24 protein-coding genes are annotated in these 23,757 nt (G+C 40.7%); 10 read left to right on the plus strand and 14 right to left on the minus strand.

The genetic code is table 11. The features are described 5' to 3' along the window. Positions 1-206: 206 nt before the first annotated feature. The 3 genes from JKG64_RS10625 to JKG64_RS10635 are packed head-to-tail and all read left to right on the plus strand — an operon-like array spanning position 207 to position 2,773. Positions 207-833: an ABC transporter ATP-binding protein gene (locus JKG64_RS10625; RefSeq protein ID WP_210354236.1), complete on the plus strand. Its 627-nt coding sequence runs from the start codon at positions 207-209 to the stop codon at positions 831-833. Between the two features lies 1 nt (position 834). Continuing rightward, positions 835-2,259 (plus strand): ABC transporter permease, encoded by a 1,425-nt coding sequence (locus tag JKG64_RS10630; RefSeq protein ID WP_210354237.1) that lies wholly within the window; start codon positions 835-837, stop codon positions 2,257-2,259. Between the two features lie 31 nt (positions 2,260-2,290). Then, positions 2,291-2,773 (plus strand): hypothetical protein, encoded by a 483-nt coding sequence (locus JKG64_RS10635; protein WP_210354238.1) that lies wholly within the window; start codon positions 2,291-2,293, stop codon positions 2,771-2,773. Here JKG64_RS10635 and JKG64_RS10640 read toward each other — a convergent pair. From JKG64_RS10640 to JKG64_RS10680, 9 genes are all read right to left on the minus strand, one after another. After that, a complete protein-coding gene (locus JKG64_RS10640) occupies positions 2,770-3,483 on the minus strand; it encodes a 16S rRNA (uracil(1498)-N(3))-methyltransferase (RefSeq protein ID WP_210354239.1) in 714 nt (237 codons plus the stop codon). The two genes, JKG64_RS10635 and JKG64_RS10640, sit on opposite strands and share 4 nt — an antisense overlap. A 5-nt stretch (positions 3,484-3,488) precedes the next feature. Then, a complete protein-coding gene (locus JKG64_RS10645) occupies positions 3,489-4,802 on the minus strand; it encodes a hemolysin family protein (protein WP_210354240.1) in 1,314 nt (437 codons plus the stop codon). A gap of 6 nt (positions 4,803-4,808) precedes the next feature. After that, on the minus strand, positions 4,809-5,351 hold the full coding sequence (locus JKG64_RS10650; RefSeq protein ID WP_133582789.1) for an inorganic diphosphatase: 543 nt from the start codon (positions 5,349-5,351) through the stop codon (positions 4,809-4,811). Between the two features lie 15 nt (positions 5,352-5,366). Continuing rightward, a complete protein-coding gene (locus JKG64_RS10655; protein ID WP_210354241.1) occupies positions 5,367-6,017 on the minus strand; it encodes a DedA family protein in 651 nt (216 codons plus the stop codon). A 33-nt stretch (positions 6,018-6,050) separates the two neighbouring features. Further along, positions 6,051-6,464, minus strand: coding sequence for an HIT family protein (locus JKG64_RS10660; RefSeq protein WP_210354242.1), 414 nt, complete (start codon positions 6,462-6,464; stop codon positions 6,051-6,053). 219 nt (positions 6,465-6,683) lie between these two features. After that, positions 6,684-7,157: a transcription elongation factor GreA gene (gene greA / locus JKG64_RS10665; RefSeq protein ID WP_210354243.1), complete on the minus strand. Its 474-nt coding sequence runs from the start codon at positions 7,155-7,157 to the stop codon at positions 6,684-6,686. 141 nt (positions 7,158-7,298) lie between these two features. Beyond that, complete coding sequence (locus tag JKG64_RS10670) at positions 7,299-7,994, minus strand: response regulator transcription factor (RefSeq protein WP_210354244.1); 696 nt, start codon at positions 7,992-7,994, stop codon at positions 7,299-7,301. Between the two features lie 3 nt (positions 7,995-7,997). Further along, positions 7,998-9,671 (minus strand): sensor histidine kinase, encoded by a 1,674-nt coding sequence (locus JKG64_RS10675; protein WP_210354245.1) that lies wholly within the window; start codon positions 9,669-9,671, stop codon positions 7,998-8,000. A 3-nt stretch (positions 9,672-9,674) separates the two neighbouring features. Beyond that, on the minus strand, positions 9,675-11,555 hold the full coding sequence (locus JKG64_RS10680; protein WP_210354246.1) for a S9 family peptidase: 1,881 nt from the start codon (positions 11,553-11,555) through the stop codon (positions 9,675-9,677). Positions 11,556-11,659: 104 nt separating this feature from the next. On the opposite strand from JKG64_RS10680, the gene JKG64_RS10685 reads away from it, so the two are divergent. After that, on the plus strand, positions 11,660-11,944 hold the full coding sequence (locus JKG64_RS10685) for a DUF4286 family protein (RefSeq protein WP_210354247.1): 285 nt from the start codon (positions 11,660-11,662) through the stop codon (positions 11,942-11,944). A 347-nt stretch (positions 11,945-12,291) separates the two neighbouring features. On the opposite strand, the gene JKG64_RS10690 is transcribed toward JKG64_RS10685, so the two are convergent. The 4 genes from JKG64_RS10690 to JKG64_RS10705 are packed head-to-tail and all read right to left on the minus strand — an operon-like array spanning position 12,292 to position 15,559. Next, positions 12,292-12,990: an RluA family pseudouridine synthase gene (locus JKG64_RS10690; protein ID WP_210354248.1), complete on the minus strand. Its 699-nt coding sequence runs from the start codon at positions 12,988-12,990 to the stop codon at positions 12,292-12,294. A gap of 27 nt (positions 12,991-13,017) precedes the next feature. Next, a complete protein-coding gene (locus tag JKG64_RS10695) occupies positions 13,018-14,013 on the minus strand; it encodes an MlaD family protein (protein ID WP_210354249.1) in 996 nt (331 codons plus the stop codon). Between the two features lie 10 nt (positions 14,014-14,023). Then, positions 14,024-14,797, minus strand: a complete 774-nt coding sequence (locus JKG64_RS10700) for an ABC transporter ATP-binding protein (protein ID WP_210354250.1) — start codon at positions 14,795-14,797, stop codon at positions 14,024-14,026. Positions 14,798-14,800: 3 nt separating this feature from the next. Continuing rightward, positions 14,801-15,559, minus strand: a complete 759-nt coding sequence (locus tag JKG64_RS10705; protein ID WP_021069191.1) for an MlaE family ABC transporter permease — start codon at positions 15,557-15,559, stop codon at positions 14,801-14,803. A gap of 240 nt (positions 15,560-15,799) precedes the next feature. On the opposite strand from JKG64_RS10705, the gene JKG64_RS10710 reads away from it, so the two are divergent. The 6 genes from JKG64_RS10710 (at position 15,800) to JKG64_RS10735 (ending at position 22,225) form a co-directional block, all read left to right on the plus strand. Next, complete coding sequence (locus JKG64_RS10710; protein ID WP_210354251.1) at positions 15,800-17,194, plus strand: DUF6600 domain-containing protein; 1,395 nt, start codon at positions 15,800-15,802, stop codon at positions 17,192-17,194. Positions 17,195-17,546: 352 nt separating this feature from the next. After that, positions 17,547-18,725: a nicotinate phosphoribosyltransferase gene (gene pncB / locus JKG64_RS10715; RefSeq protein WP_210354252.1), complete on the plus strand. Its 1,179-nt coding sequence runs from the start codon at positions 17,547-17,549 to the stop codon at positions 18,723-18,725. Further along, on the plus strand, positions 18,718-19,419 hold the full coding sequence (locus JKG64_RS10720; RefSeq protein WP_021069195.1) for a class I SAM-dependent methyltransferase: 702 nt from the start codon (positions 18,718-18,720) through the stop codon (positions 19,417-19,419). Before pncB ends, JKG64_RS10720 begins: the two co-directional genes overlap by 8 nt. Positions 19,420-19,484: 65 nt before the next feature. Further along, positions 19,485-20,327 (plus strand): bifunctional transcriptional activator/DNA repair enzyme AdaA, encoded by an 843-nt coding sequence (locus tag JKG64_RS10725; RefSeq protein WP_210354253.1) that lies wholly within the window; start codon positions 19,485-19,487, stop codon positions 20,325-20,327. Between the two features lie 10 nt (positions 20,328-20,337). After that, entirely contained in the window at positions 20,338-20,937 is a 600-nt protein-coding gene (locus tag JKG64_RS10730; RefSeq protein WP_210354254.1) for an alpha-ketoglutarate-dependent dioxygenase AlkB family protein, read from the plus strand. A gap of 43 nt (positions 20,938-20,980) precedes the next feature. Continuing rightward, positions 20,981-22,225 (plus strand): serine hydrolase, encoded by a 1,245-nt coding sequence (locus JKG64_RS10735; RefSeq protein ID WP_246512531.1) that lies wholly within the window; start codon positions 20,981-20,983, stop codon positions 22,223-22,225. Positions 22,226-22,416: 191 nt separating this feature from the next. Here the strand turns inward: JKG64_RS10735 and JKG64_RS10740 are convergent, their stop codons facing one another. Continuing rightward, a complete protein-coding gene (locus tag JKG64_RS10740; protein WP_210354255.1) occupies positions 22,417-23,421 on the minus strand; it encodes a D-alanine--D-alanine ligase in 1,005 nt (334 codons plus the stop codon). Between the last annotated feature and the right edge of the window lie 336 nt (positions 23,422-23,757).

Raw genomic sequence — 23,757 nt, forward strand, 5'->3', positions numbered from 1 at the left:
ATTGTTAATTAATCGTTAACTAGACTCCATTCAACAAAAAAAGGCCTCTTCTACCCCCCGATAACGCGCGTTTTATTTCAGATACATTAATTTTTCTTTAAGACGAAATGGACTTAATCCTGTAATAATTTTATTAAGATTTTCTATTGTAACCAATTTCCGATACCTTTAAGGTTGAAAATTCACACCGTAGGAATACATTATCCATGATACGTTCAGAAAACCTTAAGTTCAACTATTTACCGTCGCACGAACTGCAGTTTGCTGATTTCAAAATAGAAAAGCATCAACATACCCTTCTATTAGGAGACTCAGGAACTGGAAAAACGACTTTACTGCATTTATTGAGTGGACTTTCCCGCCCCACTAGTGGGAAAGTATTCATAGACAACCAAGATATCTATCAACTTGGCGAAAGTCAGCTCGATCGGTTTCGGGCGGATAATATTGGTTTTATCTTTCAGGAGGCCCACCTTTTGAAGAACCTGACTATCGGTGAAAACATAGCACTGGCTCAAACCCTAGCTAAGAAAACCGTGGATAAGACAGCCATCGCGGCTATACTGGACAAATTACAGTTGTCCGAAAAGGTCAACAACTACCCTTCTCAACTAAGCAGAGGTCAGCTACAACGCGCAGCCATCGCTCGTGCTGTGATCAACAGACCAAAGCTATTGGTCGCCGATGAGCCTACTGCCGCCTTAGATGACACGAATACGCAACATGTTTTGGAGCTTTTACTGGATACAGCCACAACCTATGGAGCTACGTTGCTAATAGCTACGCACGATAAACGAATAAAGGACAATTTCTCCAATACCTATCAGTTATAATATGAACAATTTTGCATTAGTCTGGAAGAATATTACCCAACAGTGGGGGGCAACCCTATTGAGTATAGTCTTGACCGCATTCGGGGTTGCTATATTATTGGTTATATATATATCGGGAGATACCTTTGAAAAACAACTAGAAAACAACAGTAAGAATGTAGACTTGGTAATCGGTGCCAAAGGTAGCCCGATGCAATTAATATTGAGTAGTCTTTACCATGTCGACAATCCTACAGGCAATATATCCTTAGCGGAAGCAAACAAGATAGCTGAAAATCCCTTTGTACAATTGGCTGTTCCGATTTCTTTGGGCGACAATTTCAAAGGGCACCGGATTATCGGCACAGACACTTCGTTTATGGGATTATATGAACTGAAGCTTGCTGAGGGGGCATTATGGTCCAAAAGCTTTGAGATTGTACTCGGTGCTGAAGTAGCCCGAAAGCACCACTTAAAAATCGGAGATGAAATACATAGTGCGCATGGTCTTTCAGCTGATGCACACGTCCATGATGACCACCCGTTCAAAGTGGTTGGTATACTGGCGCCAGCTCGATCTGTCATAGACAATCTTATACTATCCAACCTAGCTAGTGTTTGGGAGGTACATGGCATAGCGCATGATGGAGAACATATACATGGACCGAACTGTGATCATGACCACGATCACGACCATGCACATCATAGCGGTTCGACACATGAACATAAAGCAGATGACCATAAACATGAGCACGGTGATGGGGATCACAACCATGAACATGCAACAGCAGAGGAGCATAAGCATGACCATGCAGACGTAGAAGAAGAATTGGTTAAAGAAAAACCAAGAATGGAAGTACCTGGCATGGTCAAAAGCATAGGACAGGATATGATAGAAGACCATGGCGTCGAAATCACCGCTCTTTTAGTCAAATACAGCTCCCCGGCGGCCATAGGCGTGCTACCTCGACTGATCAACCAAAGCACCCACATGCAGGCTGCTTCACCAGCGATAGAGAGTTCTAGGATCTTTTCACTATTGGGTGTAGGCCTAGATTCACTTGCTATACTGGCTTATGTTATTATGCTAATTGCAGCATTGAGTGTATTTATAAGTCTCTACAATGCGCTAAAAGATAGACGGTATGACATGGCAATCATGCGTACCATGGGAGCAACGAAAACAAAGCTATTTGGATTAGTTGTAGCCGAAGGGCTTGTTATTACATTGATCGGTGGTTTGGCCGGTCTACTGATGGGACATACGATACTGTACTATATAAGTACACAGACGAGTCAAAGTGCGGATTTTATTGAAGCGTTTAAGCTATACCCGAATGAATTGCTTATTCTAGCGGCAGCGATAGCATTAGGCGTAATAGCCGCTTTGATCCCTGCATTCAAAGCATACAATACAACTATTTCAAAAACATTATCATCCAAATAACAAAAGGGGATAATCATAGACAAATCAGAGAATGAACAAATTATTTTTAATACTAAACTTTCTTTTACTGAGCACATTGGTTTCAAATGCCCAGATAAAAGATTACCCCAACCTCAATGTGCCGGACCACACTCCGATGATGAACAATACCTGGGAAGCCATTGATAAAATGATGTACAAAGTCAGCACTGAAGGCAATAAAAAGGTATATACACCCCACTATCCACCGGAGCTGAAAAAACTGGAAAACAAAATTGTAGACTTGCCGGGATATATCGTACCGCTCACTAGTGGAAGAAACCACAGTACTTTTATGCTATCGGTACTTCCGATTGCACAGTGTCAGTTTTGTGGCACTAACGGTATCCCTCCTATGGTCGAGGTATTTATGAAAAAAGGAAGTATCAAATATACCGAGGAGCCTATTAAAATCAAGGGAAAAATGAAATTCAATCCGGAACCGCTCAAAGGAAATGCGGAGATACAGCTATTCGAAGCGGAATTGATTCGCTAGCGATTCAATAAAGATACTTCAATCACGGAAGCTAATGCAGCTGTTTCAGTACGCAATCTAGCATCCCCTAAAGAAATAGGAATAAAGCCAGCATCTAATGCCTGGCTTATTTCTTTTTCAGAGAAATCCCCTTCAGGACCGATCAGTAATAAGTAATCGCCTTTAGATGCAAACGCCGTAGAGATATATTTCTTTTCTGACTCCACACAATGTGCAAGACCTTTATAAGACTCTGTCCCGGCAACTTGTTGTAGAAATTTACTAAACGAAATAGCGGGGTTTACACGTGGCAGATAAGCTTTTAAAGATTGTTTCATCGCGGCTACTGCAACCTTCTCCAACCGTTCTACCTTCACCTCTTTTCTTTCGGAATGCTCACAGATGATAGGTGTAAATTCATACAATCCGACCTCAGTGGCTTTTTCTAAGAACCATTCCAGCCGGTCCATGTTCTTTGTTGGAGCCACGACCATATGCAAACGATAGGGTAATATACCGAACTCGGTCTGAACCTTTAATATCTTTAGACTCGTGCGCTTGGGATGCGCATCCAAAATTTCGGTTTCATATAGCCCTCCCCTCCCATCAACTAGGTGTATGGTATCTCCGACCTGCAGCCGTAATACCCGAATAGCATGTTTACTTTCTTCTTCATTCAGAAGAAAAGCAGCATGATGGGGTTCTATCTCAGGAGTGTAAAAAAGTTGCATTATAATTATTCGTTGTCATCGTCATTAGCGGTCTCCACTAAATCCAACTTCACAAATTCGATGTTCTGCTGTGTCTTTTTCATAATAGTAAACACATAGCCAAACTCTTCTGTAGATTCGCCTACATCAGGGATTTTCTCGAACACGTGGCTTACTAATCCGGCTATGGTATCATAATCCGAGCTTTCTGGAAGTTCCAACGGTAAATATCCGTTTGCATCGTGTACAGAAGCACCAGCATCTACCATATACTCCGTCTCAGAAATACGTTCGACAACGGGTGTTTCCTCGTCATACTCGTCCTGTATCTCGCCAACCAGTTCCTCAACAATATCCTCCAACGTAACCATACCAGAAGTACCGCCAAATTCATCTAGAACAAATGCAATCTGAATGCGCTTTAACTGAAACTCGGTCATCAAATCATTGATTTTCTTCGTCTCAGGAATAAAGTAAGGTTTACGCATTATATTTTTTAAGACAACCTCTTTCCCTTTAACCAACAAAGGAAGAATATCTTTAGTGTGCACCACTCCTACAATCTGATCTATATTGTCATCGTAAATAGGAATACGGGAGTAACCTTCTTCTGTTACTGTATTAATGAACTCTTCGGCAGAGTCATCAATCTCAACAGCAATTATCTTGGTACGGGGCACCATGATATTTTTTACGACACGCTCGTTAAAGTCAAATACATTCTTAATAAGTTCATGCTCTGAAGTATTTAATGCCCCAGACTCCTTTCCCTTTTCTAAAAGGTATTGAAGCTCTTCCGAAGAGTGTGTCGAGTCGTGAGGATTGGGGTGTATACCAACCAACCTCAACAAAAAGTTAGCAAACCCGTTAAAAACGTAAATCAAAGGCATTAATACCCAAGAAAAAATACGTAAAGGAATAGCAACTTTCATGGTCGTCGCTACGGGCTTTTGTATCGCGATAGACTTTGGAGCAAGCTCCCCCAATACAACATGCAGGAAGGTGATAGTACCGAATGCTATTGCAAATCCAGCCCATTTTGCCCATCCCTGCGACACATCCACTTGTAGATAAGCGAACAGTTGGGACACAAGCTGTGTCATTACAGCCTCTCCCTTCCATCCTAAGCCTAAAGAAGCTAAAGTAATACCTAGCTGTGTAGCAGCTAGGTATTTATCCAAATGCTCTGTAATATTTTTCGCAATTTTTGCGACATTGCTACCCGATTTTGCCTGCAGCTCTATCTGAGATGCTCTTACCTTTACTATAGCAAACTCAGCAGCAACAAAAAAACCGTTTGCAAAAACTAAAAAAATTGTCCAAAAAATATCGAGGGCCATCAGGGGTTATTTGTTTCTTATATCTTTGTTATACAGCTCAATACTCTCTAAGATAACATTTTGAGCGTAAGTACGGCCATATAAATTTTCAATTGTTACATTCTTACCTTCTAGGGCTTTATAATCCTGGAAGAAACGAACAATCTCTTTCATCGTATGCGGAGGTAATTCAGAAAGGTCGTTAATGTGATTAACAGACATATCATTTTTTGCTACGGCAATAATTTTGTCGTCTTGCTCACCACCATCGATCATGTGCATTACGCCAATGACTTTAGCTTCGATAAGACTCATAGGAACTACATCTACAGAACAAAGAACCAAAATATCTAATGGATCTTTATCATCACAGTAAGTTTGAGGAATGAAACCATAGTTTGCAGGGTACATCACTGAAGAGAATAAAACTCTATCCAGTTTTAGTAAGCCACTATCCTTGTCGATTTCATATTTCGCTTTCGAACCTTTAGGTATTTCTATAATAGCATTTACGGAGTTTGGCAGGTCCTCACCAGGAGAAACTTGGTGCCAAGGGTGTTGTGTACTCATTAATATATTTACTGTTTATTTTGTTTCTTTTTTTTCTTTTTGGCCTTTTATCCATCGTTTTATTAAAGCAATAATAATAGGTAAGAATGCAATAACAATCATACCAACAATAATATACTCTACATAATTAATGATAGAAGGGAAAAGCTCTCCCAAATAATAGCCCGAAAGAGTTAAGACAGACACCCAGATAAATGCGCCTAAAACGTTATAAAGCACAAATTTCTTAAAGTCCAACTTAACCACTCCGGCAAATATTGGCGCAAATGTACGAATAATTGGCACAAACCGCCCTATTACCAATGCAGTACCTCCATATTTCTGATAAAACTCTTCGGCCATAACAACGTACTTTCGTTTGAAAATCAGCGAATCCTTTCGCTTGAAGAGCATAGGTCCCGTTCGATGTCCAAACCAATAACCTGCAAAATTACCCAAGATACCAGCCCCTAAGATACCAAAATACATCGTAGTAATACCTACGTCAATCTTATTAAGTGCGCAGAACAATCCTGCTAAAAATAAAAGATAATCTCCAGGCAGGAAAAAGCCAAAAAAGAGACCAGTCTCTGCAAATACAATTAAACAAACAATATAGAATCCGCCATGACTTAATAAGTACTCAGCGTCCAATAATTGTTGAAATGACACTAAAAATTCTTGCATATTTCTTTGTTAGGATACGAGTATGAGGCTTGACTACTCGCCATTAGTGATAGAGACCACTGCGTGACGGATTTCATCCGCTATTTTAGTCATTTCCTCGGTAGGTAAAGACAATTTTGCCTTTTCAAAATTCATATCACTCACTTCATTAAGTGGGATAAGATGTATATGAGCATGTGCTACTTCTAGACCAACTACTGCAACTCCGACTTTTCGGCATGGGAATACTTTCTTTATACCTTGAGCTACAATTTTAGCAAAAACCCACATTCCCATATACTCATCGTCATTGATATCGAATATATAATCAGTTTCCGTCTTTGGAATAACCAACACGTGCCCTGGAGTAAGTGGAGAAATATCTAAAAAAGCCAAATAATCGTTGCTCTCAGCGACTTTATAGGCCGGTATCTTGCCAGAAATAATCTTTGAAAATATTGTAGACATTTATCTTTCAAGTTGATTAATGAACAAATATAACAAAACCTTCAACAAGTATTTGCATAAACTACAATGAAAGTTAGCACCTACTATTTTTCTGACATTATGCACACATAGACAAAACATTAAAAAAAGCGGGAGAGCCATAGAAACTATGGCTCTCCCGCTGAAATTATAAAGTTATGAGAGCGGTTATGGCAATCCGCTCATAACCTATCTTAAATATTATCTAGAAATATCTAATATCTCAAATTCAATTTCACCTGCTGGCACATTCACTTTAGCGACATCTCCAACAGACTTACCTAATAATCCTTGTGCTATAGGAGACTTAACGGATATCTTACCGGCTTTCAAATCTGCTTCGGTCTCTGATACCAATTGGTATGTCATCTCAGCTCCATTTTTCTTGTTCTTTATCTTAACGATAGAAAGAGCCAATACTTTGGAAAGATCTAATTTAGACTCATCGATTAATCGTGCACTCGCCAACACATCTTCCAATTTGGCGATTTTCGCCTCATGTAAGCCCTGTGCCTCTTTTGCAGCGTCGTACTCGGCATTTTCTGACAAGTCGCCTTTGTCCCTAGCTTCTGCTATAGCATTGGCTATTTTAGTTCTTCCTTCAGTTTTCAGGTACTGTACTTCTTCTTTTAACTTCGCTAACCCTTCTTCTGTGTAATAAGTTACTTCCGCCATAATTATTCAATTAACTTAAATAGTAAATACTAGATTCTTAATAAAAAAGAAACAAGACCACTCTTTCCTCATTTGAAAGAGTGGTCTTGTTCGATATTGACGAAGATAATTAAAACGTTTTAATTATCCAAATTCATCAGATTATTCTTCATCGACAAACTTATACCCTAAACCTCTGACAGTCTGCAGATAAGTTGGTTTATCGGGATTATTCTCGATTTTTTTACGCAAACGGACAACATGCATATCCAAGGTTCTCGTATTGACATTGGAGCTATACCCCCAGACAACTTCCATTAGCTCCTCCCGGGTAATCTCTCGTCCCATATTCTGTAGAAAATGCAAGAGAATACGGTTCTCCAGGATTGTCAATTCAATCTTTTTGCCATCTCTAACCAAAGAATGGATCTGTGGATGATGTTCGGTATTTCCAAAAACATGCACATCCTTATTATTACTTTTAGGAACAAAGAAACGCACCTTATTCTCGATCATGGCCACCAGTACATCCATATTGAAAGGCTTGGTGATATAGTCCGTGATGCCATAGCTGTAGGCGTCTATTTTGTCTACATCCTGGGATTTGGCCGTCATCATAATGATGATATTTTCAAATCCTTCTTTGCGTACTGCCTGACAGACTTCAATACCTTCTTTGCCAGGAAGCATCCAATCCAACAATACGATATCTGGTTGAAGCTCTAAGATTAACTGTTCTGCCTCCAATCCATTTCCTACCTGGATGACCTTATAATTCTCTGTTTGTAAACGATGACTTACTAAAAAACGTAAGTTTTCATCATCTTCTACAACAGCAACCGTAATATCTTTTTCCATAATTTATGTTTTTTTAACTTCTACAGGAAAACTAAGTGTAAAAACCGTACCAACATTCATTTGGCTGTCCACTTTTATATCTCCCCCCATAAACGCTGTAATCTCTTTACAAAAGGCCAATCCCAAACCAATACTTCCTTGCTGGTTAAATTGGTTCTTGACGCGGTAAAACTTTTTAAAAATACTATTAAATTCTTTCTTATCTATACCAATCCCACGATCTTTGAATAAAATAACAAAATTCTTTTTGTTTTGTTGCACTTTGATGTCCAAAACCTTTCGATCGGGAGCTGAATACTTGTAGGCATTATCGATTAGATTTTGAAAAACACTTGTCAACAGAACAGGATCTGCATACATTTCATTTTTCACATCAATACTATAATTCAACTGCAAATCGGGATATTTGATGTGTGTCGCATCAAATATATGCTGACAGAACTCATTCAACTCGATATACTCGCCATTAAACTTAATGGATTTATTCTCAATCTGCGCAAAGGACAATAACTTATTCATTAAAGCATTCAGCTTATCGGCTTCCTGATCGAGAATCCGCCCATACATATTCCGCTCTGTATCGGATAGCTTGTCGGCACTCTTGATATTATTACCCGCTATCTTGATGACACTGACCGGTGTCTTGAACTCATGGGTCAGATTATTAATAAAATCGTATTGCAACTGATACAAACGGCTATTGATCATTACATTCCGATAGACCAAGTAGCCTACCATCAAAAGAATAAAATAAATCAACGAAAGCCCTAGTACCACCGGGAAGAAACGTCTATTAACATCATGCTGAATGAACTCTCTAGAGGCTTCGAACTGTAACTTATAATCGGACAATGCGCCAGGCAGGGCCAGTTCCGTACTCAAATAAGCGGCGTTCTTGACAACATACTGATCAACTACCGGCTTGATAACAATATCCTCATAGAGATTGGGATACTTGTTCAGGATAGCCATCTTACGTGGTTCTATCGTAAAGACAAACAGATCCTGCTCATAATCGCTCTTTGGCAAGTCCTCAAAACGCATCATGGACTTGTAAGCCATGATATCAGACATTCTCGGAATATTTAAATAAGAGATCTTACCGGGTTGCAAGGTGTAGAATACTTTATAAATATCATTATCAGTCAACTTCGTAGAATCGGAAACCCTATCTAAAAAACCGGCCAACTTGAGCATCATGTTATTAAAATCCTCGGCATAGTTCTTATAGTCATCCGAACTCTGGTGTACACCAATAAATCGATTCTTAGGATCTAGCTTAAAATTATAGGAATTGCGCGACGATATACCTAAATTATTAAAACGTACACCTTTCCCCAATGTGTCTCTATTGGTAAATACAACATCGAAAAAGTTTACATTATCCACAAAAGGATATCTACGAAGTACGGTATTAGAAAATTCAGCAGCCTGAGTGGAATCAATATAGCCCTGATAATAGCTTATTTCGGGCACCTTCTTGGTGAAGAATTCATTAAATGGCTTTATAAATTCATCGAAGACCTCCACTTTTTTATTATTGAACTCGGTCTCCACGAAATTAGTGGTCATCTTCCGCGCAAAAAAAGCTGACGTCACGAACAGCACAGTGACCAAGACCAAAAATGTGATTAAAAGGCCAAAATTCTTTCGATATTGTAAACCAAAGTTTGCCATTTGCTACAGCTGTTCTTTTAGGAACTGTTCAATCATCTGGTAATATTCAATTACATTCTCATCCTTCTTGAACCGACGGCCTTCCTCCTCTTTATATACATACCGCACAGGAACATTATTGTTTTTCAATTTCTGCACAAACTGATTGACATCGGTCAGGCTATTGAAACGATCTCTTCCCCCGTGGAACATCAAAATTGGCATCCTCACCTTTTCTGCATGGAACAAAGGTGATGTTGCCTTAAATAGCTCATACTCTTTCGTGGGATCTCCAATAATATTATAGTAGAGCTGCAGATAAGGCTGATAATAAGGCGGTATCTCTTTCAAATAGGTAAACAGATTGGTATAACCTGACGCCGAAATAGCACACTTATAGAGCGTAGGATTAAAACAAGCGGCATATAATGCGGAGTACCCGCCAAAACCGGTACCCATTATCGCTATTTTATTCTTATCCGCTATTCCCTGATGGATCAGCCAAGCCACCCCATCACTAATATCATTTTGGATCTCACCACCCCATTGCTTAAAACCTGCAGTATAGAATTCCTTACCATAGCCTACAGATCCTCTATAGTTCACTTGGAAAACCGCATACCCACGATTGGCTAAAAACTGTACTTCGGAATTAAACCCCCACACATCTCTCCTATTCGGACCATCATGAATCAGAACCACGACCGGATAAGAATCCTTCTTTACCAGCGGATAGGTCAAGTAACCTTTGATAGTCCTACCATCCCTAGAGTCAAAACTGACCTCCTCCATTGGCGCAAGGCGCTTACCGCTAAGTGCAGGATTCATAATAGAGAGCTCGACAATCTTATCTTTCTTTTTGGAATAGTAATAAATCCCACCAGGATCTACGTCTGTATAGGTCTTAAATAGCACAGTATTAAATGTACTATCCATATCAAATATATCAATGTTATAACCATCAAACTTGTTGGTTATTTTTGAATATATCTTTTTGAAATCTTTATTAAGAATGCGGGTTTCCTTTTTGTTCAACATTCCAGTGGTATAAATCATTTCCTCCCTGGAAAACGAATACCCCTCTCTATTCATATCGACGTGTTTGTCTTCCGCAATTACCTCTTCCTTTCCGGTACGTAGATTTAGCTTCACAACAGCAAGCTTGTCTCTTCCGACATTGGACATTGCAAATACAGCCCCATGTTCGCCCTTGACGGGTCCAAGAGGAAGTATCGTCGTCGCAAAATCAGCCTCTACGACTTTATGATAGGGATCGCCTTCTTGTTCACGATAGAGCAGTTGGTCTTCAACACTATCACTCGTCAGCGCCAACCTAACTTTACCATCTGTAGACGCATACCATGAACTAATATTTCCAGGGTTCTGCTCTACCAATCTCGGCCCGGAACCATCTAAGGGAACACGGTATAGATCAAACACGGAAGAATCCCGAATATTCATTTCAGCCAGAAGGGCACCGTCTTTAGACCGCAGTGGATTCAACCAGCTTAATGCATGTTTTGCCGGTGCAAATAAAGGGCGGGCGACTTCATGGTGAATATCAATGGTAAAAATGCGTAAACTGTCTTCATGGGACTGGGTATTGGAAAAAACAAGACTATCGTTACCTATCCAAAAAAAATATTGGACATTCATATTGTCCTGGTAGGTCAATTGCTTCGAGGAATCGGGTTCCTCTAAATCCAACACAAAAATATTACGGCAATGGTCTTCTAATCCTAGGTAGGCAATGTGTCTGCCATCCGGTGATACTCTAAAATTAAAACGATCCGGTTTACTGAAAAAATCTTGAACCGGGATATACTCCACCTTTCCATTGCCATTACAACCCACTAAAACAGTGGTAACAAAAAGAAAACTAAAGACTATTATTAAAAATCTCATCCAACTATTTCTCGTTCTCTCAAATATTATAATTTTCCTAGACTAAACCTATATTGCAACTTTTTTTTTACAGGTTGGAAAATTACATTTCGTACATTTGCAACATGTATCTATACAATATTTCCATTATAATCGAAGAGAGTCAACATCAGGTGCTTCTACTTTGGATCCAACAATCTTGGGCACCAGCTCTACCAGCAGAAGTCAAACTTCTAAAAATGCTGAACTCTCCACACGAAGGACACACCTACTGTGTTCAATTAATCGCTAGTGATGAAAACGACATCCAACAGTTTCAATCGGAGCATTTGCTTTCATTACAAAACCACATCACACAGCACCACAACGAAAAAGCATTTATCTTCGATAGTGTAATGCAATATCTATAAATAAGTAACGGATAAATAATAAGGTCGCCTCACTACGAGTGATGCGATAAGAGAGTTTGTTTTGGGGATTTTGTGCGATATTTTTTATACCATAAAATCCCTATACCTGCTCCGATCAAGAAAGGTGCTCCTAATAAAAAAAGTATCCCATTATTCAAGCCCTTACCTTGGGTGTTTCCATGTTGTGTACTATTCTCAGCATTCAGCGAGCACATAGCACATTGTGACACTACTACTGTTGGCTTGATAAAAACCATCCCTAGCAATAGCATTCCAGAAATAAGTATATAGCGAACTGCTTTCATTTCACAAAGTTAAAGAATTAAGACGGATATATCCTAATTAAACTACTTCCGTAATAGTGCGTTAAATTTTTCCCAGAAACCGTCCTCTGGTACGGATGCTTCGATACACATCGCCTCCTCGGTCACGGGGTGTTTAAAAGCCAAAGATCGGGAATGTAAGCAAATTGTACGGCGTGTAGATCCTCTCGGGTAACCGTACTTATTATCCCCAACAATAGGACAGCCCATATAGGCAAGCTGACATCTTATCTGGTGCGTACGCCCTGTAAGCGGGTTTATCTTTAATAAATAAAATCCATCCAACTGCCCCAATACCTCATAATCCAATTCAGCGTAACTCCCATTCTTGACTTCCCTATCATATGCTTTGGTTATCATCTTCTTGCGGTCCCTCAAGAGCCAGTTGGTCAACTTACCTCTCAGTGCCGGCGGTCGTTCTTTGACTACAGCAAGGTAGGTCTTCTCTACTGCTCTATCATGAAACAATCTATTCATGCGATCCAATCCCTTACTGGTCTTAGCCATCAGAATCATACCGCTAACTGGCCTATCTAGACGATGAATAACCCCAACGAAAGCGCGATTAGGTTTGTTATATTTCTTAGCAAGATATTCGGACAGCATTTCCTCCAGAGATTTATCTCCTGAAGGGTCTACCTGCACAATATCTCCACCACGCTTATTTATTGCAATCAGATGATTGTCTTCGTAGATAACATCGCTATCTGTAATCACTCCCATATTAATATGCTATCTTCAGCTTGAACGTTATTTTGAAACAGCGTCTTTCGACTCTTTCTCCGCTTCTTTTGCTTTTTTCTTAAAGTATCCACGTAATAGGAAATTGCTCTGTAACGCTTCCATATTAACATCGAGTTTCTCTGTACTTGTGTTTAAGTTTTTGAGAATTTGTCGTATCTCGTTTGCGGCAGCAGCATCGTTTGTAAGCACACCTAGTGCATTATCCTTATCATTCAATCTTGCTGAAGTTTTGTTCAGGTTTTCCATCAGTGCATTTGCAGTCTGAGTTACCCCCTGTAATTGTGCTGCAGACTCTCTCAAGCTTGCAAACACCTCGGTATCTGTTGTCAAGTCGTGAATAAGTCCTTGGTTATTGTTCAACTTACCGGTCAGCGCAACCAAGTTATTAACCGCTTTATTGGCATCTGTCATGACGCTATTTAAAGAAACGACGGATGACTTCAGATTTGTAGCTATTGCATCGTCTGTTAATAGCGCACCGATTGTCCCTTTTCCATCAACCATCTGTTGGGATAGTTTCGCAAAGTTCTGAGTGATAACAGTTAGATTTGCACCATTTTCCTGCAACAACCCTATCATCTGATCCATTCCGCCACTGGCACCAGACTTGATCACATCACCATCTGCAATTTGTGGATTGGCAGCTGTACCACCGACCAAGCTAATAATCGCATTACCGATTAATCCATCAGAACCTAATGTTGCTACCACATCTTTGCGAATGAATTGGCTGTCCTTCTCCTGTATACTCATTAGCACCCGGACATTTCCAACATCTTCGAAAGCAATTTCTTTGATAATTCCGACTTTCACCCCGGAAAACCAAACGTTGTTACCTACTTTCAATCCTTTTACGTCATGAAAATAAGTTTTCACGACAAGGTTCTTACTAAACTTATTCTGTTGCGTACCTAACACTAAAATACCTGCAACTAAAATCACTAGGCCTATTAGTGCAAAAAGTCCTACAATTAGTGATCGTTTATTTTCTGCTGCGCTCATTCTTAATCTATTATACTATAAAATTATAATCATAAAAAGGTTTTACCCGAGTATCATCTGTATCGAATATTTCCTCAAAGGTTCCCTGTCTTTCAAACTTACCATCCAACAACATGACCATCCTGTCTCCTACCATTTTGGCGCAGGCCAAATCGTGTGTGATAATAATAGAGGATGTTTTATACCGCTCTTGGACTTCATTGATAAGGCCGTTGATATCTAAACATGTGATTGGATCTAACCCTGCTGTCGGCTCATCATATAACATGATATCTGGACGCAGTATCAGTGTTCGGGCGATACCGATACGCTTCTTCTGCCCTCCAGAGAGCTCCGAAGGCATCTGGTTCAATGCCTGCAAAAGACCAACACCGTCCAACACATCCTCCACTTCGCGATTGATCTCTGCTCTTGTCAAATTTCTTTTGTTACGCACCAAAGGGAATTCAAGGTTTTCTCTTACCGTCATACTATCATACAATGCGGAGTTCTGAAAAGAAAAGCCGATCCGTAACCGCAGTTGCATCAGTTCTTTTTCAGTCAGATCATTGACACGCTGTCCCAGAACAGTGATATCACCGGCATCTGGTTTTAACAGTCCCGATATCAGTTTAATAAGCACTGATTTTCCTGTACCAGACCTCCCTAAAACGACTAGGTTCTCCCCGTTGTATAATTTGAGATCGACATCCCGTAAGACATGCAGATTTCCAAAAGATTTACTGACATTATCCACGTGGATCACGCAGTCTTCATAGTTAATTACGTTTCCTACCTTTGCCATCTTTTAAGAAATTAAAGATAATACCTGAACTATAAGCAACTCTTCAATGAATACTGTAAACATAGAGGCCACTACCGCACTATTGGCAGCCTTCCCTACCCCTTCGGTTCCTTTAGATGAATAATACCCTACGTAACAGCTTGCAAACCCTATGGTAAATCCAAATACAACAGCACGTAATGTCATTGCAAATATGTCTACGAAGCCAATTTTATCAAATACTTGTGTAAAGAAACTCAACAAACTTAACTGATCACTCCCGATAATACTTAAATATCCTCCAAACAAACCTATGCCTGCGATATAAAAACATAGAATAGGAATCATAATTGTAGTCGCAACAATACGGCTGACAACTAAAAACTTGAACGGATTGGTACCCGAAACTTCCATGGCATCGATTTGCTCCGTAACATTCATAGAACTCAGTTCAGCTCCAATTTGTGACCCAACTTTTCCAGATGCAATTAAAGCGGTAACCAATGGTGCCAGTGCACGAACTATAGCAATGGAAATCAATGCTGGCAACCAAGAAGTGGCACCAAAATCTTCTAGTGAAGGTCTGGACTGCTTGGTAAAAACAAACCCTACGATAAATCCGGTCAACCCAATAAGAGGAAAAGACTTCCAACCTATTTCGTAACACTGCCGAACAATCTCCTTAAATTCATACGGTGGACTCACTGCCTCGCGCAGTACCCGCATCAAAAAGCGATGTAACCGAGCAAACTCGAGGAGCAGATTATTAAATTTCCTTCCCATTTATATTTTTAGAAGTAAATAAAAAAACAACTATGTGTTCATCAAAAAACTGGCCAAAGGTACACAATTTTAACTTTTATTGAGGTCACAAAATAGGTGAACCTTAAATTGTAGCTATAAAACTACCATTTTTTTATATTTTAGTTTTGTCGTAATATCTCGATTAAACCTTCCCTATCATTAGCACGTCCTACCAACAAAGACAAAAACAGAATAATAAAGTTTTAAGAAAGAAAGCGTATGAAAAGGGGGATAACAGTATTAGTCGTAACATTGGTTTGTGTTTTTACAAATCTTTTTCAGCCGTCTACGGCACAGGCTCAGTTTTATGGAGGAGTATCCTTGGACGTATTCTACGACGAGCTTTCTCCCTATGGTTATTGGGAAAACGATCCGACTTATGGGGAGATCTGGTACCCTCGGGTAAATCGGGACTTCAGACCTTATGGCACGAACGGCTATTGGGCAATGACCGAATATGGCAACACCTGGGTGTCTGGCTATTCATGGGGATGGGCGCCATTTCATTATGGCCGGTGGGTACATAACAGCTACAGAGGATGGGCATGGATACCTGGTTACGAATGGGGACCAGCATGGGTCGATTGGCGCTCTGGTAATGGTTATTACGGCTGGGCACCTATGCAACCACATATAGGTGTACATGTTTCTATAGGACTACCTATAGATATCTGGATTTTTACCCCGGTAAGGCATATCCATTCGAGAAATGTGTACAGATATAGCTACTATGACCGTCCTGCCATATACAACAATACAACGATTATCAACAACACGTATATTGTAAACAACCACAACTACTATGGTGGTCCTTCCCGCAGAGATATGGAACGTAGCACCGGGCGTCGGGTAGAAGTACGCGAATTCAGAGAATCATCAAGACCTGGTTCTTCTCGTTCAGACCGCAACTCGGTATCCATGTACCGTCCAGATGGCAGAGCAACTAGCTCCCGCAGGGAGGCCGAATCTACACGTACAGACCGTAACAGCTCAAGAGGAGAAAGTACTTCCAGCAGAACCGACCGCAACACAACGAACTCCAGAGGAAGCAGTCGTTCAGAAGTAGGCTCATCAAGAACCGAAAGTAGTAGAAGAGAAACAAATGTTGATAGAAATGGAAATTCCGGCATACGCGGTGGCGCTACAACATCTAGAGAGCAACAACCTGCAAGAGGTACAGAAAGAGGCTCAGAACTCCAATCGCAATCGGAGAACCAGAATAATTCGCGTAGGACAACATCTAGTAGGCAACAACCTGTAAGGGGCGTCGAGAGTAACACACAACGTCAACCACAGCAGGAACAAAACAATCGCTCTAGGGAGGTCCAACGCAGTAATGAAGAAACATCGCGCACGCAACGTGGAGCCGAAACAAATCGCGGATCGTCTGAAAGCCGTAGACAGTCTCCTGCACAGCCCCAAACGGAGCAAAGGAGCCGTCAACCAGAAAGTCGCACGCAACAACGTAGAGATTCACAACCTGTATTTCAGGCCTCAAACAGAGAAAGCTCTACAGGTAGTACATCCCGTTCGTCGGGCAGTCGTTCGGAACAAGGCGCATCCAGTACACGTGGTGGCGGTAGTAGTAATACTGGAGAAAGAAGCAGACGTTAGTCTCGCTCAAAACAAAAAAACAGCTATTAAATTGAAACAAATATCGGGGCTGTTTAAAAAGCAACAAATCGTCGTCATTGCGAACCTGAGGAACGATGGTGTGGCAATCTAACTTACTTAAAACACAGATTGCCTCATCATACTTTACCGACAAATCGGTACAAGCTCTCGCAAAGACGAAAAATTCAAGCTTTTTAGACAGCTCCTTTTTGCAAAAAGGAGTCAATGGCTGTTGAAATACAGCCCTCCGCTAAATTATTTTTGGTATTTTCGTTCACGCTTAGCATGGTCTGCGTCGATTCATGACACAGCAATAGACAATGCAGCAATCAAAAAAAAGACAGACTCTGATATGGCAAGACTTGAATCTCTTCTAGACAACGACTTTTACAAGTTCACAATGCAGTACGCCGTTGTCAAACTCTTCCCAAAAGCAAAAGCAAAGTATCAATTCATCAATAGGGGTAAGCACGTTTTTCCGGAAGGCTTCGCTGAAAGGCTTACCGAAGCAATCGGAGCGATGGCAACGCTTAAGCTCAGCAATGCCGAAAAGCAATTCTTTGCAGAGACCTGTCCTTATATCGACCCCACCTACTTTGATTTTCTACAAGGGTATCGCTACAACCCGGAAGAAGTCAGCATTACACAACATGCTGGGGAACTGTCTGTCAAAATAGAGGGATTTTGGTACCGTACCATCCTATGGGAGGTACCGATCATGTCTCTAATCTGTGAACTGTATTATGAAATGAGTGATGCAAAACGGGTCGATGATCAACAGGTGATGGACATCGTAGACCGTAAGATGGACAAGTACGATAAGTTAAAAATCACCATTGCAGACTTTGGCACACGCCGAAGGCACTCCTATGCAGTACACGACCTGGTCATCAAAACGCTAAAAGCGCACCCTTCAAAAACTTTTATAGGAACTAGCAATGTACATCTGGCCATGAAATACAAGACCAAACCAATTGGCACACATGCCCATGAATGGTTTATGTTTCACGCTGCAAAATACGGTTATAAAATGGCCAATCTTTTGGGGTTAGAAAACTGGTCGGACGTATATCGGGGCGACTTGGGAATCGCCCTTTCAGATACTTATACGACTGAAGCATTTTTTAGGCAATTTGACAAAAAACTCACCAAGTTATTTGACGGGGTACGTCATGACAGCGGGGATGCAATTGAATTTGCAAAAAAAACCATTAAGCATTACGAATCCAAAGGAATTGACCCCTTATCAAAAACTATCATTTTTTCAGATGGTCTCGACTATAATAAGGTAGAGAAAATCACCAATTACTGTAATGGCAGAATAGGCTATTCCTTTGGTATAGGCACAGACTTTACCAACGACGTCGGTCTAGAACGCATGAATATTGTATTAAAAATGACCGAAAGCCTTCCCGAAGATGGCGAATGGACACCTGTAATAAAACTTTCTGACGAACCTTTAAAACACACCGGGGACCAAGCCGAAATAGAAATGGCCATACGGTACCTACAACTTGACGAACATGCATAGAGATATTTATGGTGAAGCGCTAAACCAATTCCATCGGAATGGGGAGCTAAGCCACCCTTTATTGTTACACAGCACCTACGGCGATATTGAAGAAATGCCTGTTGAAGTCTTTTTCCGTACAGAAGAGGATTTTCCCGAGCTCGAACTGATCGCACTGTCCCTATGTGATGGTACGGTATTGGATGTTGGCGCTGGAGTAGGGTCGCATGCATTGTACTTACAGGAAAAAGGTTTTGAAACTACTGCTTTAGAAATATCAGCATCAGCCTGCAACATTATGCGCGAGCGGGGTGTATTGCATATTGCTCAACATAGCTTTTGGGATTATTCCGAAGGAAAATATGACACCCTACTGTTTCTGATGAATGGCATCGGATTAGCGGGCGACCTCGAAGGCTTTCGTCGCTTGCTGCATCATGCAAAAACACTCTTGACGGACCGAGGACAGCTCCTATTTGACAGTTCGGACATCTCCTACCTCTATGAAGAATACCGTATCACAAGACCGGAATACTACTTTGGCGAGATAGGCTATCAATATGAGTTTCAAGGCCAGAAAGGGGCTCCTTTCAAATGGCTCTATATGGACCAGGCCACATTGATACGTATCGCTCATGAAGAAAATTGGGTGGTACAGGTCCTCTATGAAGATGACAACGATCAATATTTGGTTCGAATGGAACCGAGAAAATAGGAAAGTGGAATGCATTTGAGCAATTTTCGGATTGCACACCCGATTTTTAAAAGTCAAATTTGTGTATGAATGAGAAAGAGAGACATTGGAACTACGAGCGTATAGCGCAAGCAATAGCTTTTATCAAAGACAATTTTGATAGGCAACCCAGCTTGGAAGATATCGCAGCACATATCCATCTAAGCCCATTTCACTGCCAGCGGTTATTTCACGAATGGGCGGGCACTACGCCTAAAAAATTCTTGCAATACATCAGTCTGAGCCACGCAAAAGCGTTGCTTCAGAAATCGGAATCAATTTCTGAAACAACGTTTAAGACGGGACTCAGCAGCAGCAGTCGTCTCCATGAACTTTTCGTCAAACTAGAGGGCATGACTCCCCATGAATATCGTAATGGAGGCGAAGGTTTGGTGATAACATACGACTATGCGGACACTTCTTTTGGAGAGATCATTATTGCTGCAACAGAAAAAGGAATTTGCCATATCGCATTCATAACCGATCGGGAAAATGGGGTAAAAAATTTAGAAGGACGATTTCCTAATGCTTCGTTTAAAGAGTCCTCCTCTCCTTTTCATCAGCAGGTCCGCAACTTTATGAATGGCGAAAAAGATTCCAGGGAACCGATAAAACTACACGTGAAAGGGACGGCATTTCAGCTAAAAGTCTGGGAAGCTCTACTTCAGATTCCTTTGGGTGAGCTAGAGACCTATGGACGGATTGCAGAACATATCGGCAACCCAAAAGCTTCCCGAGCTGTAGGGACTGCCATTGGCAGCAATCCGATTGCTTACCTCATCCCCTGCCATCGTGTAATACAGGCCTCAGGGATAGTAGGAGGATACATGTGGGGGCCTACCCGAAAAACAGCTATAATAGGCTGGGAAAATGCACAAATAATACCTTAACCCCTTGCCTATGAAATTATTTTCGTTCGATGAACCGAACAAAAACTGGTTACCTTACGATGGTACGGTCAACTACTATGGCGTTATCCTGTCCAATCCGGAGCATTATTTCCGTGTGTTACATAACGATATCGCATGGCGCCACGATGAGGCGGTAATTTTCGGAAAACACATCTTTACGAAACGGATGGTGGCCTGGTATGGCGACCTCCCATTTGAATATACCTATTCGGGAATTCAAAAAACAGCCCTTCCCTGGGTTGACTGTCTGCTAGAACTGAAAGACATGGTAGAAAAGCAGTCTAATGAGACGTTCAACTCCTGTTTATTGAACCTGTATAACGACGGTTCGGAGGGTATGGCCTGGCACAGTGACGGCGAAAAAGATTTAAAGAAAGATGGTGCAATAGCCTCTTTGACCTTTGGAGCCGAACGAAAATTCAGTTTTAAGCACAAGGAGAGTAAAGAAAAAGTAGATCTGGTACTGGAGCATGGCTCCTTATTGATCATGAAAGACACTACACAAACGCATTGGATGCACCGCCTGCCCCCAACAAAAAAAACACACGGACCGCGGATTAATCTAACTTTTAGAACTATAGAAAGGTAAATGCTTTAAATTTTCGTAACTTCCATGCGTTAATATTTCTACAATGCGCATTTTAATATTTTCGTACTTTATCATTACAAGTATTTCAACCGGTATGGCACAACAGATTGACAGCATCTACCTCTCGTCACTACTGCAGAAAAATCCGGATCTATTTGGCCAAATACTCAATCATCCAACACACAACGAAGTCCAGATACTGTACACTCAAATTGACAGAGACAAAGACAACATCCCTCACTTTACCTCTTTCGGTTACCGACTTGATCCGACCTGGTATTTTTATCCTGCAAGTACGGTCAAGTTACCTACGGCTATTTTTGCTTTAGAAAAGATAAACGAGCTAAAAATCAGAGGGCTTGGGCGAGATACCCCTTTGCAAATAGATTCTGCCTATGACAGACAGACTTCAGTATACAGAGACTCTTCTTCAGAAAATACTCTTCCAAGTATTGCACATTATATCAAAAAGGTTCTACTGACTTCAGACAACGATGGACACAACAGACTTTTTGAGTTTGTGGGCAGAGCAGAGGTTAACAAAAAACTCAAAAAACACGGAGCCAAATACAGCCGCATTGTAAATAGGCTGGCTATTGGAGACAAAGGCATTTGGGCTAAACATACCAACCCATTTACATTTTACAAGGATGATCAGATCATATACAAACAAGTGGCTCAATATGACCCTAAGGATTATGAGATGCCTTGGCTTAAAAACACAGTACAAGGCATTGGCTATATGAATGCTGCGGACGAACTGGTTCACGAACCTTGGTCTTTTGAGGGACTTAATGTATATGCGCTGGAAGACCAACAATTACTATTGAGAAAACTTCTTTTCCCTGAGGCCTTCCCCATGAAACAACGTTTTAACCTCACAGAAGACGACTACCGTTTTCTATATTATTACATGTCAAGGAGCCCTCAGGAGGTAACCTACCCACAATATGAGAGAGAGGAATTTTGGCCTACTTATAGTAAGTTTGTATATTTTGGACGGGACAAGTCGATAAAATCCTTTCAAAATATCAGAAGCTTTAATAAATACGGGGATTCTTACGGCTATAATATTGACAATGCGTATATCGTCGATTTTGAGAAAGGTATTGAATTTTTGGTTTCTGTAGTAGTACAATCCAATGAGAATGGAATATATAATGATGGAATCTATGAATATGAGACAATCACTTATCCTTTTTTAAAGAACCTTGGAGAAGTCCTCTATCAGGAAGAACTAAAAAGGCCAAAAGCCATTCAGCCTAACTTAAAACGGTTTTCATTTTAATCTAAAAAAAGAGCCCAAAAAGGTAACACATATCGTCACTTTTCGGACTCTTTTTTTCTCAAAGTCTATGTTTTTCAGAGACTCTCAAGAACTTTTTCAGGATATTTTCTTTTCCGTTAGCATTCAAGAGCTCTCTGACAACATCGAGACCGTTTCATCTCTGTTGATCATTCGATGGCTTCATAAAAGTTCTATTGTTCTAACGCAGCCTCTATAAGCTCCGCATAAAAATCACTTTCTTTCATTCCATAAGCGCGTACCTGTTGCGGTATAAAGCTCTGTGCAGTCTGTCCCGGAATCGTATTGATCTCAATAAAATAAAACTTGTCGGTATCGTGCTCCAAAAAGAAATCGACACGCACCATTCCTTTACAATCTAATCGAACATAGATCTCTCTAATAATCCGGGCTGCACGATCACGTTGTTCTTCATTCAGGTCTGCCGGTGTTATCTCTTCGGTCAGTCCTGGAATATATTTAGCCTCAAAGTCAAAAAACTCCCGTGTGGTACGTACTTCAGTAGCGGGTAGCACGACCAATTCGCCTTTAGCATTTCTAAAGATACCCTGGGAAAACTCTCTTCCTTGCACAAACTCTTCAACCAACACCTGCTTACCAGTATTCTCGGCATCAAAGGCTTTGTCCAATGCCTCCTGCAACTGTGCCGCTTCTTTGACCTTAGTCATGCCGATACTCGATCCACCCGCATTGGGTTTGACAAAATAGGGCAACCCTAGCTTTTCTTCGACCAGACGAACACCGTCTTTGCGGTGGTTTTCAAATAGCAATACCGACTTAGCAACATTGATCTCCGGAATATCCGCTAAAACAGATTTGGTATAGCCCTTATTCATCGTCAGCGCAGAGGTCAATGCACTACATGAGGTATAAGGCAATCCGATCATATCAAAATAGCCCTGCAAACGTCCATCCTCTCCAGGTGTGCCGTGCAAAATAATTAAAGCAACATCGAAAAGAATCTTATCGCCGTTGATGTACAAAGAGAAGTCGTCTTTTTCAACGGGCACCTTCTCCCCCTCACCTGCACTCCCGTACCATCCCTCATTTGTGATATCGATGATATATACATCGTACTTACTTTTATCCAATTGACTATAGACAAAAGCCGAACTTTTATAAGACACCTCGGCTTCACCCGTAAATCCACCGGTAATTAACGCTACTTTTGTTTTCATTTAGAATATAATTATTTATGAGCAGGTCTGCTAAGATTATGAACGCTTACCCTGCATCCACCCTACGAAGGGACATTAGCTAGTTTAACTTCCACAAACCTAAAAAAAATGTACATCATTCGCTAATACATAACTCATAAAAACACAGCCAATAAGTCTTTTTTAAACGATAGTACCCACTTATACAAACAAAATAGGAGTCCCTTTAGCTAGTCCGGTCTGAATACTTGACCGTTTAAAAGGAAATATAATTTGTGATACGGGGAAAAACGAATATTTTTGCTTAGGAAAACTACATTGTAAAAAAGCTTCTACCTTTTTAGTAGAACACAAGGA

It is taken from the genome of Sphingobacterium tabacisoli, from assembly GCF_017908035.1.
GTDB lineage: Bacteria > Bacteroidota > Bacteroidia > Sphingobacteriales > Sphingobacteriaceae > Sphingobacterium > Sphingobacterium tabacisoli.

What these genes read in the sequence shown, in the direction of transcription:
- JKG64_RS10625 (WP_210354236.1), top strand. Translation starts at nt 207, where the DNA reads ATGATACGTTCAGAAAACCTTAAGTTCAACTATTTACCGTCGCACGAA.
- JKG64_RS10630 (WP_210354237.1), top strand. Translation starts at nt 835, where the DNA reads ATGAACAATTTTGCATTAGTCTGGAAGAATATTACCCAACAGTGGGGG.
- JKG64_RS10635 (WP_210354238.1), top strand. Translation starts at nt 2,291, where the DNA reads ATGAACAAATTATTTTTAATACTAAACTTTCTTTTACTGAGCACATTG.
- JKG64_RS10640 (WP_210354239.1), bottom strand. Translation starts at nt 3,483, where the DNA reads ATGCAACTTTTTTACACTCCTGAGATAGAACCCCATCATGCTGCTTTT.
- JKG64_RS10645 (WP_210354240.1), bottom strand. Translation starts at nt 4,802, where the DNA reads ATGGCCCTCGATATTTTTTGGACAATTTTTTTAGTTTTTGCAAACGGT.
- JKG64_RS10650 (WP_133582789.1), bottom strand. Translation starts at nt 5,351, where the DNA reads ATGAGTACACAACACCCTTGGCACCAAGTTTCTCCTGGTGAGGACCTG.
- JKG64_RS10655 (WP_210354241.1), bottom strand. Translation starts at nt 6,017, where the DNA reads ATGCAAGAATTTTTAGTGTCATTTCAACAATTATTGGACGCTGAGTAC.
- JKG64_RS10660 (WP_210354242.1), bottom strand. Translation starts at nt 6,464, where the DNA reads ATGTCTACAATATTTTCAAAGATTATTTCTGGCAAGATACCGGCCTAT.
- greA (WP_210354243.1), bottom strand. Translation starts at nt 7,157, where the DNA reads ATGGCGGAAGTAACTTATTACACAGAAGAAGGGTTAGCGAAGTTAAAA.
- JKG64_RS10670 (WP_210354244.1), bottom strand. Translation starts at nt 7,994, where the DNA reads ATGGAAAAAGATATTACGGTTGCTGTTGTAGAAGATGATGAAAACTTA.
- JKG64_RS10675 (WP_210354245.1), bottom strand. Translation starts at nt 9,671, where the DNA reads ATGGCAAACTTTGGTTTACAATATCGAAAGAATTTTGGCCTTTTAATC.
- JKG64_RS10680 (WP_210354246.1), bottom strand. Translation starts at nt 11,555, where the DNA reads ATGAGATTTTTAATAATAGTCTTTAGTTTTCTTTTTGTTACCACTGTT.
- JKG64_RS10685 (WP_210354247.1), top strand. Translation starts at nt 11,660, where the DNA reads ATGTATCTATACAATATTTCCATTATAATCGAAGAGAGTCAACATCAG.
- JKG64_RS10690 (WP_210354248.1), bottom strand. Translation starts at nt 12,990, where the DNA reads ATGGGAGTGATTACAGATAGCGATGTTATCTACGAAGACAATCATCTG.
- JKG64_RS10695 (WP_210354249.1), bottom strand. Translation starts at nt 14,013, where the DNA reads ATGAGCGCAGCAGAAAATAAACGATCACTAATTGTAGGACTTTTTGCA.
- JKG64_RS10700 (WP_210354250.1), bottom strand. Translation starts at nt 14,797, where the DNA reads ATGGCAAAGGTAGGAAACGTAATTAACTATGAAGACTGCGTGATCCAC.
- JKG64_RS10705 (WP_021069191.1), bottom strand. Translation starts at nt 15,559, where the DNA reads ATGGGAAGGAAATTTAATAATCTGCTCCTCGAGTTTGCTCGGTTACAT.
- JKG64_RS10710 (WP_210354251.1), top strand. Translation starts at nt 15,800, where the DNA reads ATGAAAAGGGGGATAACAGTATTAGTCGTAACATTGGTTTGTGTTTTT.
- pncB (WP_210354252.1), top strand. Translation starts at nt 17,547, where the DNA reads ATGGCAAGACTTGAATCTCTTCTAGACAACGACTTTTACAAGTTCACA.
- JKG64_RS10720 (WP_021069195.1), top strand. Translation starts at nt 18,718, where the DNA reads ATGCATAGAGATATTTATGGTGAAGCGCTAAACCAATTCCATCGGAAT.
- JKG64_RS10725 (WP_210354253.1), top strand. Translation starts at nt 19,485, where the DNA reads ATGAATGAGAAAGAGAGACATTGGAACTACGAGCGTATAGCGCAAGCA.
- JKG64_RS10730 (WP_210354254.1), top strand. Translation starts at nt 20,338, where the DNA reads ATGAAATTATTTTCGTTCGATGAACCGAACAAAAACTGGTTACCTTAC.
- JKG64_RS10735 (WP_246512531.1), top strand. Translation starts at nt 20,981, where the DNA reads ATGCGCATTTTAATATTTTCGTACTTTATCATTACAAGTATTTCAACC.
- JKG64_RS10740 (WP_210354255.1), bottom strand. Translation starts at nt 23,421, where the DNA reads ATGAAAACAAAAGTAGCGTTAATTACCGGTGGATTTACGGGTGAAGCC.